The sequence below is a fragment of the Mucisphaera sp. genome, from assembly GCF_965279675.1.
Taxonomy (GTDB): domain Bacteria; phylum Planctomycetota; class Phycisphaerae; order Phycisphaerales; family Phycisphaeraceae; genus Mucisphaera.
In genome coordinates, this window is the sequence record NZ_CBDIIJ010000002.1 from 1,880,384 (window position 1) to 1,897,267 (window position 16,884).

At 63.8% G+C, this 16,884-nt stretch carries 15 protein-coding genes; 12 read left to right on the forward strand and 3 right to left on the reverse strand.

The window, feature by feature from the left end; genetic code table 11:
- Positions 1-141: 141 nt before the first annotated feature.
- Both ACQZAB_RS08120 and ACQZAB_RS08125 read right to left on the reverse strand, forming a co-directional pair.
- The gene (locus ACQZAB_RS08120; protein WP_428388748.1) at positions 142-1,038 is read right to left on the reverse strand and encodes a type II secretion system protein; all 897 of its coding nucleotides are present in this window, start codon (positions 1,036-1,038) and stop codon (positions 142-144) included.
- Positions 1,039-1,151: 113 nt separating this feature from the next.
- Positions 1,152-1,598, reverse strand: coding sequence for a nucleoside deaminase (locus ACQZAB_RS08125; RefSeq protein ID WP_428388751.1), 447 nt, complete (start codon positions 1,596-1,598; stop codon positions 1,152-1,154).
- A 45-nt stretch (positions 1,599-1,643) separates the two neighbouring features.
- Here ACQZAB_RS08125 and ACQZAB_RS08130 point away from each other — a divergent pair, with 45 nt between their 5' ends.
- The 8 genes from ACQZAB_RS08130 to ACQZAB_RS08165 are packed head-to-tail and all read left to right on the forward strand — an operon-like array spanning position 1,644 to position 13,040.
- Positions 1,644-2,564, forward strand: a complete 921-nt coding sequence (locus ACQZAB_RS08130) for an alpha/beta hydrolase (RefSeq protein WP_428388752.1) — start codon at positions 1,644-1,646, stop codon at positions 2,562-2,564.
- Positions 2,542-3,240 carry a deoxyribose-phosphate aldolase gene (gene deoC, locus ACQZAB_RS08135; protein ID WP_428388754.1) on the forward strand — a complete coding sequence of 233 codons (699 nt, stop codon included), beginning with the start codon at positions 2,542-2,544 and terminating at the stop codon, positions 3,238-3,240. The genes ACQZAB_RS08130 and deoC overlap by 23 nt, the downstream gene beginning before the upstream one ends.
- 8 nt (positions 3,241-3,248) lie before the next feature.
- Complete coding sequence (gene kdsA, locus ACQZAB_RS08140) at positions 3,249-4,067, forward strand: 3-deoxy-8-phosphooctulonate synthase (RefSeq protein WP_428390148.1); 819 nt, start codon at positions 3,249-3,251, stop codon at positions 4,065-4,067.
- A 52-nt stretch (positions 4,068-4,119) separates the two neighbouring features.
- The gene (locus ACQZAB_RS08145) at positions 4,120-5,964 is read left to right on the forward strand and encodes a hypothetical protein (RefSeq protein WP_428388756.1); all 1,845 of its coding nucleotides are present in this window, start codon (positions 4,120-4,122) and stop codon (positions 5,962-5,964) included.
- Positions 5,961-9,065, forward strand: a complete 3,105-nt coding sequence (locus tag ACQZAB_RS08150; RefSeq protein ID WP_428388758.1) for a VWA domain-containing protein — start codon at positions 5,961-5,963, stop codon at positions 9,063-9,065. Before ACQZAB_RS08145 ends, ACQZAB_RS08150 begins: the two co-directional genes overlap by 4 nt.
- Positions 9,066-9,096: 31 nt before the next feature.
- Positions 9,097-10,134: an AAA family ATPase gene (locus ACQZAB_RS08155; protein WP_428388760.1), complete on the forward strand. Its 1,038-nt coding sequence runs from the start codon at positions 9,097-9,099 to the stop codon at positions 10,132-10,134.
- A 16-nt stretch (positions 10,135-10,150) separates the two neighbouring features.
- Positions 10,151-11,095, forward strand: coding sequence for a DUF58 domain-containing protein (locus ACQZAB_RS08160; protein WP_428388762.1), 945 nt, complete (start codon positions 10,151-10,153; stop codon positions 11,093-11,095).
- 13 nt (positions 11,096-11,108) lie between these two features.
- Positions 11,109-13,040: a vWA domain-containing protein gene (locus ACQZAB_RS08165; RefSeq protein ID WP_428388764.1), complete on the forward strand. Its 1,932-nt coding sequence runs from the start codon at positions 11,109-11,111 to the stop codon at positions 13,038-13,040.
- Positions 13,041-13,137: 97 nt separating this feature from the next.
- Here the strand turns inward: ACQZAB_RS08165 and ACQZAB_RS08170 are convergent, their stop codons facing one another.
- Positions 13,138-13,587, reverse strand: coding sequence for a Fur family transcriptional regulator (locus ACQZAB_RS08170; RefSeq protein WP_428388765.1), 450 nt, complete (start codon positions 13,585-13,587; stop codon positions 13,138-13,140).
- A gap of 110 nt (positions 13,588-13,697) precedes the next feature.
- Between ACQZAB_RS08170 and purM the strand changes: the two genes are divergently transcribed.
- The 4 genes from purM to ACQZAB_RS08190 all read left to right on the forward strand — a co-directional run bounded on the left by purM (position 13,698) and on the right by ACQZAB_RS08190 (position 16,817).
- A complete protein-coding gene (purM, locus tag ACQZAB_RS08175) occupies positions 13,698-14,828 on the forward strand; it encodes a phosphoribosylformylglycinamidine cyclo-ligase (protein ID WP_428388767.1) in 1,131 nt (376 codons plus the stop codon).
- Positions 14,829-15,198: 370 nt separating this feature from the next.
- The gene (locus tag ACQZAB_RS08180; RefSeq protein WP_428388768.1) at positions 15,199-15,471 is read left to right on the forward strand and encodes a hypothetical protein; all 273 of its coding nucleotides are present in this window, start codon (positions 15,199-15,201) and stop codon (positions 15,469-15,471) included.
- Positions 15,472-15,705: 234 nt separating this feature from the next.
- Entirely contained in the window at positions 15,706-16,404 is a 699-nt protein-coding gene (locus tag ACQZAB_RS08185) for a ClpP family protease (RefSeq protein ID WP_428388770.1), read from the forward strand.
- 41 nt (positions 16,405-16,445) lie between these two features.
- Positions 16,446-16,817, forward strand: a complete 372-nt coding sequence (locus ACQZAB_RS08190; RefSeq protein ID WP_428390149.1) for a diacylglycerol kinase family protein — start codon at positions 16,446-16,448, stop codon at positions 16,815-16,817.
- Positions 16,818-16,884: the final 67 nt, after the last annotated feature.

Here is a 16,884-nt window from a genome sequence, read left to right on the forward strand (position 1 = left end):
CATAACTAGCCTCTCTAATTGTTTGGTTCTGTGGGCACGGGGCGTGCCCACAGCCACCCTTGTTTATTGGTTATGAGAAAGCCGGGCCGACACGGCCCGGCTCGCTGATTGCCGTGGGCTGGGGAGGATGTACTAGGCTCGTTAGCCGCGTTGTCCGCCGGCTCGGCCGTTGGTGGGTGCTTCGCCGTCGAAGCAGACTTCGATGGATTGATCGGCGGGGACGCCTTCGACGTGTCCATCGAGGAAGGCGACGTGTCCGACGCCGTTGTTGAGTCCTTCTCCGACTTCGCCGGCTCTGGGGTTGTAGCCGCTGGATGAGTAGCGGCCGGGGCTCTGTGAGCCGTGGAAGGTGGCGAGGGTGTCGACGTTGGGCCACTTGAGGGTTTCTCTGGCGTAGGGGACAAAGGCTCCGTCGTTGATGTAGCCGAAGAAGCCGGCGAGTCGCGGGTGTCGCCAGGGGTTTTCTTCGGTGAAGACGGCCATGCCTGAGGCGTCGGCGACCTGGGAGACGCGGCTGATGGACTCGCCTTCGTAGCCGCCTGTGGCGTCGGGGTTGGAGAGGACGCGGTCCATGTTGAAGTTGTAGGTGTAGCTGAAGTACATTTGTCCGGGGTTGGAGATGTTGGAGCCTTCGATGCCGCCATCGACCATGCGTTCGTAGAAGGGGCAGACGAGGTCGGAGAGGTCGGCGAGGTAGGGGGCGAGGGCGGATCTTTCGATCATGGGGCTGTTGACGGCTCGCTGGCCGAGTTCGTCGCGCGTGAGTTCTTCGCTCCAGTAGCCCGGGAAGACGCCCATTTCCAGGCCTGACTCAGCGGTGGCGTAGGTGAACCTGCCGTAGCGTGGTGTGAAGTCGTTGTTGTCGGTGGTGTAGGCGGCGTAGGCCTGCATCATGCTGCGGCCATTGACCTTACACTTGACTTCGAGGGCGGTGTTTCGGGCGGCTCCGAGGGCGGGGAGGAGGATGCCGATAAGCAGGGCGATGATGCTGATGACGACCAGCAGTTCGATGAGGGTGAAGGCTCGGCGCGGGTGCATGTATGTTCCTTGTGGCTTACAGATATGGGTCTTCCGGCAGGCGAATCTTCTAAAAGATACGGCCTTGAGGCAGGGGATGCCAAGATTTATGAGGTTGGCTGGCGTTTTCGTTTTCAGACGGCAATGTCTTCATTCCAGAGATCGGGTTGTTCGGCGATGAAGGTTTTCATGAGTTGGATGCAGCGGGGGTCGTGGAGGTGGATGAGTTCGACGCCTTTCCAGCGCATGAGTTCTTCGGCGCCGGTGAAGGTGTCGTTTTCGCCGATGACGACTCTGGGGATTTTGAAGAGGAGGGTGGTTCCGGTGCACATGATGCAGGGGCTCAGGGTTGAGACGAGGGTGAGTTGTTTCCAGTCGGTTCGTCGTCCGGCGTTGCGGATGCAGACGACTTCGGCGTGGGCGGTGGGGTCGTTGTCCTGGACGCGGCGGTTGTGTCCGCGGGCGATGATCTGGCCTTGGGCGTCGACTAGGACGGATCCGATGGGGATGCCGCCCTGGTCGCGGCCGGTTTCGGCTTCGGCGATGGCGTGGTCGAGCCATTGGGCGTAGGGGGCGGTCATGGTTGGTGATCCTGTGGGGTGGTTGTGAATCTCTATGCTAGTGGGATGGTCGGTCTTGGGATTCTGCTGGTTGTGGGCCTGCTGGTGCTGTGGGGTGCGACCTCGGGCTTTTTGTATTGGCGGCTGCGTCACCCGCCTCGGGTGCGTCGAGCGTGGGCGGTGGGTCGTGGTCATCCGGCCGAGCCTGCGGATCTGGGTTTGGCGGGGGAGGAGGTGGTGTTTCGGTACGAGCGGGGGACGGAGACGCCTGGGTGGGTGATCCGGGGTGATTGTCCGGAGCGGCCGGTGGTGGTTATGAGTCACGGGTTTGGGGATGGTCGGCTGCGGATGTTGCAGTTGGCGACATTTGTGGCTCGTCATGCTTCGGCGGTGGTGGTGTATGACGTTTCGGCGCACGGGGACTCGACGGATCGGAAGCTGACGTTTGCGATGCGTGAGCCTTTTGATCTGGTGGAGATCGTGGATCAGCTGCCAGAGGGTTTGCGGGATCGAGGGGTGGTGCTTTACGGGTGTTCGATGGGTGCGGTGATTAGTGTGCGGGCGGCGGTGCTGCCGGCGATGAAGGACCGGGTGCGGGGTGTGATTCTGGATGGTTCGTATCGGCTGTGGTGGGAGCCGATCGATGGGATCGTGAGGCATATTGGGTGTCCGGAGAAGCCGATCGTGGGGTTGGTGCGGTGGTTGCAGCCTTGGATCTGGCCGGTCGTGGATGACATCGATACAGCGCGGGATGTGGGGAAGCTGGATTTGCCTGTGCTGGTGCTGCATGGGGATGAGGATCCGGTGTGTCCTGTGGCATCGGCTCGGGCGATTGCGGCTGCGGCGGCGGATTCGGAGCTGGTGGTGTTTGAGGGCGGGACGCATCTGGATTTGGCCGGGGTGGATGGGGCTCGATACGATGCGGCGGTGGAGCGTTTTATGACTGCTTTTGAGGAGACTGCCGTTGTCGCTGGCCTCGCTGATTGACCATACGAATCTGACGCCTGAAGCCGAACCCGAAGCGATTGATCGTTTGATCAATGAGACTTTGGAGCATGGTTTTGCTTCGGCGTGTGTGTCGGGTCGTTATGTGGCTCGGGTGGCGGAGCGGCTGGCGGGGAGTTCGTCGCTGACGTGTTCGGTGGTGAATTTTCCGAGTGGGTTGTGCAAGATCGGGGCGGCGGCGATTGAGGCGACGATTGCGGCGAAGGACGGGGCGGATGAGATCGACATCGTGGCGTATCTGCCTGATCTGATGAAGGCGGATGCGGAGGCGGCGCGGGCGGAGTTTGCGGAGGTGATCGCAGCGGCGCGGGCGGTGCGGTCGTCGGTGGTGGTGAAGGTGATTGTGGAGTCGGCGTATCTGATGAAGGATGCGGATGAGGCCCTGGCGGAGAAGCGGATCGCGGCGGCGTGTCTGGCGTGCCGGGAGTCGGGGGCGGACTTTATTAAGACGTCGACGGGCAAGCATCCGGCGGGGGGTGCGAGTGTGGAGGCGCTTCGGCTGATGAAGAAACATGGGGGGACGCTGAAGATCAAGGCGGCGGGTGGGATTCGGACGTATGAGGATGCGCAGCGGATGCTGGAGGCGGGTGCGGATCGGCTGGGTTGTTCGGCGTCGGTGGCGATTCTGGGTCAGGCGGAAGCGGCGGCGAAGTCGTGAGTGGGGTGATGCGTCTGGATGGTGTGGAAGTGGGTGCGGGTCGGCCGTTGACGGTGATCTCCGGGCCGTGCATGGCTGAGAGTCTTGAGCTTTGTATGGCGGTGGGGCGGGCGATGAAGGCTCGGTGCGAGGAGCTCGGGCTTTCGTATGTGTTCAAGGCGTCGTTTGACAAGGCGAATCGGTCTTCGATTCATACGCCTCGGGGGCCAGGGTTGGAAAAGGGGCTGGAGATGCTGGCGGCGGCGCGGGCGGAGCTGGGGGTGCCGGTGACGACGGACATTCACGAGCCGGGTCAGGCGGAGGCGGTGGCGGGCGTGGTGGATCTGCTGCAGATTCCGGCGTTTTTGTGTCGACAGACGGATTTGCTGGTGGCGGCGGCGGGGACGGGGAAGGCGGTGAATGCGAAGAAGGGTCAGTTCATGTCGCCTGGCGAGATGGTGAATGTGGTGACGAAGCTGAAGGAGTCGGGGGCGGGTGAGGACAAAATCCTGTTGACGGAGCGGGGGACGTTTTTTGGGTATCACCGGTTGGTGAATGACATCGCGGGGTTTGCGGATTTGATGGAGCTGGGGGTGCCGGTGTGTTTTGATGCGACGCATTCGACGCAGCAGCCTGGGGGTCAGGGTCAGGCGTCGGGCGGGCGGCCGGAGCGGGCGGCGACGTTGGCGAAGGCAGCGGTGGCGGCGGGTGCGGATGCGGTGTTTATTGAGGCGCATCCTGAGCCTTCGGCGGCGATGTCGGATGGGTCATCGATGCTGACGGTGGAGGCTGCGGTGGCGCTTTTGGGGGTGCTCAAGCGGGTTCGTGAGGCGGTGGCGGGGGATTAGGGCGAACCTGTGGGGGCGGGGTGGCATACCATGGAGAGAGGAGTCCGTGGGTATGTCGCGAGTCGGTCGCTTACTGGCAAGAGCTCAACGTCGTGCAGTGGTGGTGGAGGCGTTGGTGCGTCTGGGTTTTTTGCTGGGGGCGGCGGTGTTGGTGGGGTTGGGGTTGTTGTTGCTGGAGCGTCGAGCGGGTTATGTGATCGAGCCGTGGTTGTACGGGGTGATGCCTGGGTTGGCGTTGGTGGCGGCGGTGGTGTGGGCGTGGGCGGTTCGTCCGTCGGGGGCGCGGCTGGCGGCGGTGCTGGATGATCGGTTGGGTTTGCGGGATCGGTTGTCGACGGCGTTGTATGTGTCGGCGGGTGTGGAGGGGGAGACGGATTTTGGTCGGCGGGTATTAGCGGAGGCGGAGGAGGCTTCGGGTGGGCGGCCGGTGTCGGGGGCGATCCCGCTACGGTTTGGGTGGGGGTGGCGGCTGGTGGGTGTGGGGCTGGTGGTGTTCGCGGCGGGTTGGTGGCTGATCCCTGCGGTGGAGGTGGAAGCTGATGATTCGCTGGGGGGTGTGGCTGGGGTGGAGCCGGAGCAGACGGAGGCGGAGCGGGCGGCGGAGGAGGAGGCGGTGCGGCTGTTGCGTGAGCTGCGGGAGGAGGAGCGGGATCTGGCGGATGCGGCGGCGCGGGAGGAGATGTTGGCTCGGATGGCGGAGTTGGCGGAGGCGGGGACGGCGCGGCCTGAGCTTCGGGATGAGGCGGAGGCGGTGGTTTCGGAGCTGGAGCAGGATCTGGCGGCGGCGCAGGAGCAGTCGGTGGAGCAGGCGGAGTCGCTGGCGAACGATCTGTCGCGGCTCGATCTGCCGGAGCCGGGTCGGGCGCAGGAGTTGACGGAGGCGCTTCGTCGGGGGGATTTTGATTCGGCGGTGGAGGCGCTTCGTGAGATGGAGGAGCAGCTGGCGAGCGAGGAGATGACGGACGCGGAGCGTCAGGCCTTGGCCGAGCAGTTTGATGATCTGGCGGAGCAGCTGCAGGAGATATCAGATCAGCAGCAGGAGCGGTCGGAGGTGGCCGAGTCGGAGCTAGAGCAGATGCTGCAGGAGGCGGGGATGTCGGAGGAGCAGATTCAGGAATTGCGGGATCAGAACTTCGATCCCGAGGCGATGCGGGAGATGGCGGTGGACGAGCTGGCCCGGCAGATGCGTCGGGAGGGCGAGTCGATGGAGGAGGCGCGGGAGCGGGCGGAACAGATGGCGGAGCAGATGGCTCAGGCTGCGCAGGAGGCGATGGAGCAGTCGGAGCAGCAGGGGCAGAACAGTGAGAGCACCGAGGGGTTGTCTCAGGCGCTGGAGCGTTTGAGTCGTGCGATCGAGCAGGGGCAGGGCGAGGGTGGTGCGGCGGCGGGTGCGCAGGAGCGGATGCGTCAGATGGGTGGGGCGCAGCGGAGCGCGGAGGAGTTGGCGGAGGGTCGGCAGCGGGCGCTGGAGGCGCTGGATCGGATGGCGTCGGCAGAGGGCGGTCAGGAGGGTGGTCGGGAAGGTGAGGGGATGGGCGAGGGTGGCGAAGGGGGCATGGGGGGTCGGGAGGGTGGGTATGGCGAGGGGAATGAGGTGTTGGGAGATACGCCGACGGAGGTGACGGGGTACACGCCTGAGACGACGGATGATCTGCGGGAGAGTCAGCCGGGTCGGGTGATTACGTCGTGGGGTCCGAATGGGGGTCCGACGGAGGCGACGTCGCGGATGCGTTTTGACCAGACGGTCCAGGAGGCTCGGGATTCGGCGGAGCGAGCGGTGTCGGAGGATCGTGTTCCGCGTCGGTATCACCGGGCGATTCAGCGTTATTTCGAGCAGTTGCCGGAGGCGGGTGGTGGTGGTGCGGGTTCTTCGGGTGAGGGATCTGAAGCGCCTTGAGTTTCGACCACCCCGAGCGTCTGTTGCTGTTGTTGTTGGCGTTGCCGATTGTATGGCTGGGTCTGGTGGGGATGACGGGGTTTGATCCCGTGCGGCGGTGGGTGTCGATCGGTTTGCGGCTGGTGGTGCTGGTGTTGCTGGTAGGGGCGTTGTCGGGGATGCGGTCGGTTTGGGGTGAGGACACGCTGACGGTGGTGGCGGTGGTGGATCAATCGGAATCGGTGCGGACGTTTGCGGCGCGGGCGTCGGACGATGGTTCGGGGCCGGTGACGTATGAGGGCTGGGTGGTGGAGGCGCTGAGTCGGTTGTCGGGGGATCGTCGGACGGATGATCGTTTGGCGGTGGTGGCGTTTGACCGTCGGCCGACGGTGCGGCGGATTCCTGCGGCGGTGCGTCCGGTGGATGCGGATGTGTTTTCGGTGACGGAGTCGGGGAGTGATCTGGCGGCGGCGCTGCGTTCGGCGGTGGCGTTGTTTCCGGCTGACAGTGGTCGTCGGATTGTGCTGGTGAGTGATGGGAATCACACGGCGGATGCGGGTCTGGATGCGGTGACGTCTTCGGCGGCGGTGCTGGCGGCGGCGCGGGAGGCGCGGGGGCTTGGGATTCCGATTGATGTGCTGCCGGTGCGGTATCGGGTGGACGATGAGGTTCGGGTGGATGCGGTGGTCACGCCTGCTGAGGCTCGGCGGGGTCAGACGGTGCCGGTGCGTGTGGTGCTGCGGGCGACGCGGCCGTCGGCGGGTGAGATCGTGCTGCGTCAGGCGGGCCGGAGTCTGGATCTGAATGGTGCGGCGGAGGGGGTGGGGCTGGCGGTTCGTCGTGAGCAGTGGACGACGGAGACGTCGGTCGCGGAGGGTGTGGATGAGGCGGCGCGATTTTTGTTGGTGCGTCAGGTGGATGTGCCGTTGGAGGATGTGGGGGCGGCGCGGTTCGAGGCGGTGTTTGAGCCGGAGTCGGGTCGGGACACGGTGGTGACGAACAATCGTGCGGAAGCGGTGACGCTGGTGCAGGGTCAGGGGCGGATTCTGATTGTGGATCGGGTGGGTTTGCCTTACGGGCTGATTCTGCCTGAGGCGTTGGCGGAGCATGGGATCGAGACGGAGGTGATTCCGCCTCGAGCGATGCCGTCGCGGCTGGATGATATTCAGCGTTTTGACGCGGTGGTGCTTCAAGATGTGCCGGCGAGTGATGTGAGTGTTGCGCAGCAGCAGACCTTGGCGCGGTATGTGCACGACACGGGTGGGGGTCTGATCATGATCGGTGGGCCGAACAGTTTTGGCGCGGGTGGTTGGACGCATTCGATTCTGGACCGGAACATTTTGCCGGTGCGTTGTGAGATTCCCTCGCAGACGGTGCTGCCGACGGGTGCGCTGGTGATTGTGATTGACCGGTCGGGGTCGATGGGCAGTCAGGTGGGGAACACGGGGTACACGCAGCAGGAGTTGGCGAACGAGGCGTCGGTGCTGGCGATCTCGACGCTTTACCCGCAGGACATGGTGGGTGTGGTGGCGTTTGACGGCACGGCGACGGCGGTGGTGCCGTTGCAGGTGAATGTGGATTCGGAGGTCACGACGAATCGGGTGCGGAGCATTACGTCGGGTGGGGGGACGAACATCTACAGCGGTTTGGAGCTGGCGTATCGGCAGCTGGCGCCGTTGACGGTGCAGGACACGTCGATCAAGCACGTGATTCTGCTGACGGACGGTCAGTCGACGCCGCCTGTGGGCGGGAGTTATCGCGGGCTGGTGGAGCGGATGTCGGCGGCGGGGATCACGATGTCGACGATCGGTGTGGGGGATGGGCACGATGCGGAGTTGCTGCAGACGCTGGCGGATGCGGGGTCGGGGTCTTACTACCCGGTGGTGGATGCGAATCGGCTGCCGGAGATTTTCATCAAGGAGGCGACGACGATTCGTCGGAACCTGATCAAGGAGGAGCCGTTTGTGCCGGCGGTGGTTTCGGCGTCGTCGCCTGTGATTCGGGGGATGGCTGCGTTTCCGAGGCTTCGTGGGTTGGTGCTGACGGCTCCGCGGCCGGATGCGCGGGTGGTGAATGCTCTGGTGGGCTCGGAGGGTGAGCCGCTTCTGGCGCACTGGCAGGTGGGGTTGGGTCGTTCGGCGGCGTTCACGTCGGATGCGCACAATCGGTGGGCGGTGGACTGGATGACGTGGGAGGGGTATTCGGATTTCTGGGCGCGGATGATCCGGACGATTGCGAGGCCTTCGGCGTCTCGGGAGCTGGAGCTGACGACGGAGCGGCGGGGTGATCGGCTGGTGATTCGGTTGGATGCGGCGTTGTCGGGGGACGGGTCGGGGACGTTCGCGGATTTCCTGGATGCTTATGGGGCGGTGATCGGTCCGGATCAGGAGCCGATGGCGGTGGAGCTTCGTCAGGTCGGGCCGGGGTTGTATGAGGGGGAGACGCGGGCGGAGCAGCAGGGGAGTTACATCGTATCGCTTCGGGTGGATGATCCTGCGGGCGGGTCGCGGCTGGTGGTGGGTGGGGCGACGCGGCCGGCGGGGGCGGAGTTGTCGAGTTTTTCGTCGAACGATGAGTTGTTGGCGCAGGTGGCGGAGATCACGGGTGGTCGTGTGCTGGATGCTTCGGTGGGGGCGGAGCCGAATCTGTTTGCGCGGGATCGATCGTTTTCGATCGACTGGTCTAGGTCGCTTTGGCCTTATCTGCTGCTGGGGTTGCTGCCGGTGTTGTTAATGGATGTGGCGTCGCGGCGGATTGCGTGGAACGGGAGCGAGATGGTGGCGATGGTGCGTGCGGGTTGGCAGCGTCGGCGAGTGGTGTCGGCGGATGCGGCGGAGCGGACGCTTTCGGCGCTGAAGACGAAGCGGATGCGGGGGTCGGTGGTGGAGGAGGCGGAGCGTGCGCCGCAGGTGTCGTCTCGGGTGCAGGCTGAGCCTGCTGAGCGAGCCAGGCCGAAGCCGCGGCCGGTTGCGGAGTCGGTGTCGGGTGGTGGGCGGAGCGAGCGGGCGGCAGGCGGCGGGGATCGTGAGGGGGCGACGGGGCAAGCGGAGGGGTCGGAGGGTGAGGGTTTGACGGGGCGGTTGCTGGCGGCGCGTCGTCGTCAGAAGGGGGACTCATCGTGAAGGCAGAGATTCCTGAAGCAGGGAGTGTGTTATGAGTGAGTCGGCAACGATGGAGCAGGCAGAGCGTTTTCGTGCGGATTATCAGCGTATTCGCGAGCAGGTGACGCGGGTGATTGTGGGTCAGCAGGCGGTGGTGGATGGGGCGCTGACGGCGCTGTTTGTGGGGGGGCATGTGCTGCTGGAGGGTGTGCCGGGGCTGGGTAAGACGTTGCTGGTGCGAACGCTGGCGGAGGCGATGTCGCTGGATTTCTCGCGGATTCAGTTCACGCCTGACCTGATGCCTGCTGACATCACGGGGACGACGATCGTGGTGGAGGGTCGCGATGAGCAGGGCCAGACGGTGCGGGATTTTCAGTTTCGTAAAGGGCCGATCTTCAGCCAGATTGTGTTGGCGGACGAGATCAACCGGGCGACGCCAAAGACGCAGTCGGCGATGCTGGAGGCGATGCAGGAGCGGAGCGTGACGGTGTCGGGCGGGGCCGGCGGGACGTATGCGATGGCCAAGCCGTTCCTGGTGATGGCGACGCAGAACCCTATCGAGCAGGAGGGGACGTACCCGCTTCCTGAGGCGCAGCTGGATCGTTTTCTGTTCAAGCTGGAGGTTGGGTTTGTGAGTCGCGGGGAGTTGCACGAGATCATCGATCGGACGACGGGATCGGAGGAGGCGAAGGTGGAGCCGGTGTTGGATGGGGAGACAATTCTGGCTCATCAGCGGTTGGTGCGGAGCGTGATCGCGGCGCCGACGGTGCGGGATTATGCGGTGCGTGCGGTGCTGGCGACGCATCCGACGAGTGAGGTGGCGACGAAGATGGTGAAGCAGTTTGTGCGGTTTGGGGCTTCGCCCCGGGCTGCTCAGTCGCTGATTCTGGCGGGCAAGGCGCGGGCGCTTTTGGAGGGTCGGGTGCATGTGGCGGTCGAAGATATTCGTGGGGCCTTGGGGGATGCGCTTCGGCATCGTGTGCTGATGAACTTCGAGGGGACGGCGGAGGGGATCACGCCTGATCTCGTGATTCAGGATCTGGTGAATGAGCTGCCGGCTGAGGCGGCGGGTGTTCCGGGTGTGGCGTGAGCGAGCGAGGTGATTGATGGCGGTAACGTCTGAACTGCTGCCGGCTGAGTTGATGGCGCGACTGGATCGCCTGGATGTGCGGTCGCGGAAGCTATTGCGTGGTGGGCTGCCGGGCGAGCGGCGGTCGAAGCGTCGTGGTCAGTCGGTGGAGTTTGCGGACTATCGGCCTTACGTGGTGGGGGATGACCTGCGGTTTATCGACTGGAATCTGTACGCGCGGCTCGATCGGTTGTTTCTGCGGATCTTCATGGAGGAGGAGGATCTGTCGGTGACGGTGGTGATTGATCAGTCGATGTCGATGCGGTTTGGGGAGCCGTCGAAGTTGTTGTTTGCGGCGCGGGCGGCGGCGGCGCTTGGGTATGTGACGCTGACGCATCAGAATCGGTTGAGTGTGCTGGCGTTTGATGGTCCGGGGAGTCGGGCTGGGGATCCCGGGTCGATTCAGCGGCTGACGGGTTTGCGTGGGCATCGGGATTTGCCGCGGCTGCTGGAGATGCTGGAGCCGATGGCGGGGATGGGTTCGGAGATTGAGGGTGAGGTGGAGTCGGTGGATGCTGCGGGGTCGCTTCGGCTGATTGGGGCGACGCATCGGACGCCCGGGATTTTGATTCTGATTTCGGACATGCTGCATAAGGGTGATGCGGCGGAGGGGCTGAGGTATCTGATGCACCCGCGATGGGATGCGATGCTGATTCACGTGCTGAGTCCGGAGGAGTTGTCACCAAGTGCGCACGGGATTACGGGTGATCTGCGGCTTCGGGATGCTGAGGATGGGATGGAGGCGGAGGTGTCGGTGTCGCCTGGGTTGTTGAAGCGTTATCAGCTGCGGCTGGAGGCGTTTCGGGAGTCGGTGCGGGAGGGTTGTTTGAATCGGGACATGGCTTATCTGTTTGCGGACAGCAGTGCGTCGGTGGATCGGACGATTCTGGATCCGCTTCGGCGGCAGCGGGTGCTGAGTTAGGAAGGAGCTGGTGATGACATTTCTGGCTCCGTTGGTGGCGGGGATCGCGGCGGCGGTGGCGATTCCTGCGTTGCTGGTGCTTTATTTTTTGAAGCTGCGTCGTCAGCGTCGGGATGTGGCTTCGACGCTTTTGTGGCAGAAGGCGATTCAGGATTTTGAGGTGAACTCGCCGTTTCAGCGGCTGCGGGGGTCGTGGTTGTTGCTGCTGCAGTTGTTGTTGCTGGTTGTTTTGTTGTTGGCGTTGTCGCGGCCGGTGATTGATGCGCTGTCGATCGAGACGGGTCGGGCGGTGATTCTGATTGACGCTTCTGCGTCGATGGGGGCTCGGAGTGCTTCGGGGCAGACGCGGCTGGAACGGGCTCAGGCGGTGGCTGAGGATCTGGTGGAGCGACTGGATGTGGAGGAGGGCGGCGGGCGCGCGATGGTGGTTCGGTATGCGATGCGGCCGACGGTGTTGCAGACGATGACGGGGGACAAGGGGTTGTTGCGGGCGGCGATTGCTGGGGTGTCGGGGAGTGATGAGCCGACGCGGCTGCTGCCGGCGCTACGGCTGGTGCAGCCGATGGCGGAGCAAGCGGCAGCGGCTGAGACGGCGATGACGGTGTATGTGGTGAGTGATGGGGGATCGGATCAGGCGGAGGTGGTGGATCGGCTGGATCTGCATGGGGCGGAGGTGGTGTTCGTGCCGGTGGATCCGGAGGCGATGGATGAGGCGGAGAACGTAGCGATCACGGCGTTCTCGGGGCGGCGGGATCCTGAGTCGCCTGAGCGGGTGGCGTTGTTTGCGCAGGTGACGAATTTCGGGGCCGAGGCTCGGAGCGTGACGGTTCGTTTTCGGGTGGATGGCGAGGTTCGTCGGACGCAGGAGGTGTCGCTGGCTGGTGCTGGTGTGGGGGCTGTGGGGCGGGAGGCGATGGGTCTGAGTCTGGAGCTGCCTGAGGTGGCGCTGGTGAGCGTGGAGCATGATGGGGTGGATGCGCTGGTGGCGGATGATCGGGCGCATCTGGTGGTGGCGGCTTCGCGGACGACGTCGGTGCTGCTGGTTTCGGAGGGGAACCGGTTGATGGAGCACGCGCTCGAGGCGGCGGGGATCGAGCGGGTGACGGTGGGGGATCTGTCGGTGCTGGACACGCCTGGGGCGTTGGCGGCGGATGTGTGGATTTTTGATCGGTTGGAGCCGGTGGGGATTCCGCAGCGGCCGAGCCTGTCGTTTGGGGTGGTGCCGGGGATTGCGGGGTTGGAACTGGTGGAGCGGGGTGAGGGGGAGGCGCTCACGACGCGGCTGCTGGACTGGCGGCGTGGGCATCCGCTGCTGCGTCATGTGTCGTTTGATGACCTGCTGTTGCGGGATGCGGGTCGGCTGGTGTTGCCGCAGGGGGCTCGGGTGCTGGCGACGTCGGCTTCGGGTCCGTTGATGGCGGAGGTGCGGGTGGGGACGCAGCGGCATGTGGTGGCGGCTTTTGATCCGCTGCGGAGTAACTGGCCTGTGATGGTTGGGTTCCCGGTGTTCTTTGATAATGCGCTGCGTTATCTGGGGGCCGGGGGTGAGGGTGAGACGGGGGTGCTGTCGGTGTCGGCGGGAGAGGCGTGGTCGATCCCGCGGCCGGGCGGGGGTGCGGCGGTGGATGTGGTTTACGAGGGGCCGGAGCGGGTGGTGGCCGCGTATGAGGGTGGGTCGCTGGTGTTCCCGCCTCTGGAACGTGTGGGGTTGTATCGGGCGGCGGGTGACGTGGAACCGTTGTACGGGGTGGTGGCGGTGAATCTGCTGGATCCGGCGGAGAGTGATCTGCGGCGGGTGGCGGCGGATGGTGGTGGTGCGTCGGGGGGTGGCGGGGGTGTCGTGGAGGTGACGGTGCCGACGGAGTTGTGGGGTTATCTGGCGGTGGCGGGGTTGGTGTTGTTGATGGGTGAGTGGGTGTTTTACACGTTGAGGACGCGGGTTTAGGAGGTGGGGTTTTGGCGTGGCACCCGGCTTGGGCTAGTTGGGAGTTGGAAACACAGCCGCGGTGACACACCGCGGCTCGAATGCAGTTGGTTGTTGGTTACTTGGATTTGTTGTTTTTGGTGCCAATGAGTTCGAGGCAGATGCGTTCGATTTTGTAGCCGGTTTTTTGTTGGATGCGTTGGAGGGTTTGTTGGGGGATGGCGTCCATGAGTTCGCGGCCGAGGTCGTGGGGAAGGTCGGCGAACTCGCCTGTGGTCTGGTCGCGGAGGTGGGGGTGGCAGTGGCAGTCGGCGTCGTAGCGAGCGGGGCCTTTGCCGGTGTGTCCGGAGAGTTTGCGGGCGAGGCCGGCGTCGCAGAGGGTTTCGAGGGAGTTGTAGATGGTGGCGAGGCTGACGTTGAGCTGGGGGTGTTGGCAGAGGACGATCTGGTAGAGCTGTTCGGCGGTGGGGTGTTGTTTGCTCTGTTCGAGGCAGGCGTAGATGGCGGCGCGCTGCTCGGTGCAGCGGATGCCGTGGGCGGCGAGTTTGGTTTTGGCGTGGTCGTTCATGCGGTTGTGTCGGATCGGTTGGAGCCGGGCGGGTTGGGTGATCCGTGGTCAGTTTAGGCGTGGTGGCGTGAGAGTGAAGCCGAGGGTGCGAGGTTTCGTACACTGCGGGTATGGGCCAGAAAAGCAGCCAGTCGAGATCGCGGTCTTCTCAGTCGGCGAAGAGGTCGAAAGAGGGTTCGGGGCTGTCTTATGCGGGTTCGGGGGTGGATATTGAGGCGGGTGATCTGGCGGTGCAGCGGATCATGGGGCATCTGCGTAAAACGCATACCCAGCGGGTGCTTGGGAATGATGGGGGTTTCGCGGGGCTGTTCCGGCTGGATTACAACGAGCGGCTGTTTCAGCGGAATTACAGGGACCCGGTGCTGGTGGCGGCGACGGATGGGGTGGGGACGAAGGTGCTGCTGGCGATCGAGATGGGTGAGCATCGGACGGTGGGTCAGGACCTCGTGGCGATGAGCGTGAACGACATGGCGGTTCAGGGGGCGGAGCCGCTTTTCTTTTTGGATTACATGGCGGTGAACAAAGTGGACCCGGTGCTGGTGGAGCAGGTGGTGTCGGGGGTGGCGGAAGCGTGTCGGGCGTGCGGGGCGGCTTTGCTTGGGGGTGAGACGGCGGAGATGCCGGACCTGTATGAGGCGGGGCATTACGACCTGGCGGGGTTTGCGGTGGGTGTGATGGAGTTGAAGCGGGCGGTGGACCCGGTGCGGGTGGAGCAGGGGGATGTGGTGCTGGGGCTTGGGAGTTCGGGGGTGCACAGCAACGGGTATTCGCTGGTGCGTGCGATCATCAAGAGGAAGCGGCTGAAGCTGGATCGGGTGTATGGCGAGTTGGGATCGGAGCGGACGCTGGGCGAGGTGCTGCTGGAGCCGACGCGGCTGTATGCGTCGCCGGTGACGCGGCTGCTACGGGGTTATGCGGTGAAGAAGCCGGTGTCAGCGATGGCGCATATCACGGGGGGTGGGCTGCCTGGGAATCTGAATCGCGCGCTGCCTAAGCATCTGGATGCGGTGCTGGACGGGAAGTCTTGGGAGGTGCCGTCGGTGTTCGGGGCGTTGCAGGGGTGGGGGGATGTGGCGGAGGAGGAGATGCTGAAGGTGTTCAACATGGGGATCGGGTACACGCTGGTGGTGCGGCCTCACTTTGCGGAGGCGATCGCGGAGCGGCTGCGAAAGCTGGGCGAGCGGGTGTACCGGATCGGGAAGATTGCTCGGGGGACGGGTCGGGTGAAGATCAAGGGGTGAGTCGGGGTGTGTGGGTTGTGTCGGGGGTGTGGTGGAGGGTGTGATGGGGTCTGGGTGTGGTCTGGCGGCCACACTTGACGTAAGTGTTTTTTAAATCATGGTTTAGCATTGCGATCGCGTGTGCTGGGGTGTGGTGATCGGGCGACGGGGCTGTGCAGGTGGCACAGGCGGGGCAGGTGTTATGGGCGGCTTTTTTGATATTAGTCTATTTCTGACAGTAATTTATGGCTTAGTAGCGTGGGTTTTGGGTGGGTTGGGGTTTGTGGCATGGGCTTCGTTGATAGAGGGGTGTGCGTGACGGTCTGGCGTTTGGCCGTTGCTTGGGGCTTGACCCGCCCGGTTATGGAAAAGAGAAAGAAAGAGGTGCCCGATGGATGAGAACACCTTCCAGACCAAGTTGACGGAGCTGATGAGCCAGATTTCTTCGCTGCCTGAGGCGGAGCGTGAGAAGCTCACGCGGCTGGCGGAGCAGACGCAGGGTCGTCACGCGCGGTTGAAGAAGAGCATCGGGCAGTTGCAGGAGTCGCTGGATTATCTGCGGTTGTCGCTGAAGTACATGGTGTTTGATCTTGAGGCGACGCGTCGCGAGAACAGCTACCTGCGTTCGATGATCGAGAATAACGAGGAGCACGATCAGGACTGATCGTTGTTCTGTGTGGGGTGGTGGTGGTCGATTCGGTTTCGGCAGTGATTGGGGTTCATGGTTCTGGTGTGTTATGGGTCACGGCTCAGTGGTTCGTCTGACATGGGGTGCGGTGAGGTCATACAATCCGATAGACAAAGGACTGTTTAACCTCACTGCGCCCTTCCTTTCTGTTTGCCGGCTTTGCCGGTGATCGCGGGTTTGGAGGGGCGGCTTCACGGAGCACATGATTCGATGACAGAGCCGCATTTTTCGTCGACGGGTTTCAATCCGATGGATGTTCTGGGGCAGGTGGCTCGGATGCCTGGAGCGGCTGGGATGTATGACCCGGCGATGCCGGCGTCGCAGCTGTCGGCGCCGTACCAGCGTTATCGCGAGATGACGATTGATGAGTTGCTGCTCGAGAACCGGGTGATCTTTCTGGTAGGTGAGATCAACCATGCTTCGGCGATGGGTGTGATCATGCGCCTGCTGCACCTGCAGAACACGAAGCCGGGGGTGGATATCAATCTGTACATCAACTCGCCTGGCGGGGCGGTGGATGACACGCTGGCGATGATCGACACGATGAATCACATCGATTCGGATGTCGCGACGTACTGCATCGGCAAGGCGATGTCGGGTGGGGCGCTTACTTTGGCGTGTGGAGCGAAGGGCAAGCGGTATTGTCTGCCGCACGCAAAGGTGATGATCCATCAGCCTTATGGGGGGATTTACGGGCAGACCACGGATGTGCAGATTCAGGCGGAAGAGATCCTGAAGACCAAGGATGAGCTGAATCAGTTGCTGGCGGATCAGACGGGTCAGCCGGTGGAGCGGATCCAGGAAGATTCGGAGCGGGACAAGTTCTTCTCGGCGGAAGAGGCGAAGGCTTACGGGCTGGTGGATGAGGTGCTGACGCGGCCGTCGCCAAGCGAGAAATCTGCGAGCTGATTTTGAAGGATGAGCGTGCGAGTGCGTCGTCCGGTGGTGAGGTGTCATCGCCGGGGCGGTGGCGGCGTGGTTGGGTTGGGAGTTTTAGGTGTGCGTTTCGGGGGGTGGGTGATCTGATTGCGAGTCAGCGGCATGCGCGGGTGCATCTGCTGGCGTCGGTTCTGGTGGTAGTGTTGGGTGGGGTGGTGGGGCTTGATCGGTGGTCGTGGGTGGCGGTGGTGTTGGCGATGGGGTTGGTGTGGATGGCGGAGGCGCTGAACACGGCGGTGGAGGTGTTGGCGGATGTGGTGACGCTGGAGGAGCATCCTGGGATTCGGCGGGCGAAGGATCTGGCGGCGGGTGGGGTGTTGCTGGCTTCGGTGGCTGCGGGGGTGGTCGGGGTGGTTGTGTTTGGTGGGGTGTTGTTGTTTTGAATGATGGTTGTTTGTGATGGGCACACGCTGGTCTAACTGGCGTCGGGACAAGGTGTGGCACCCGGGA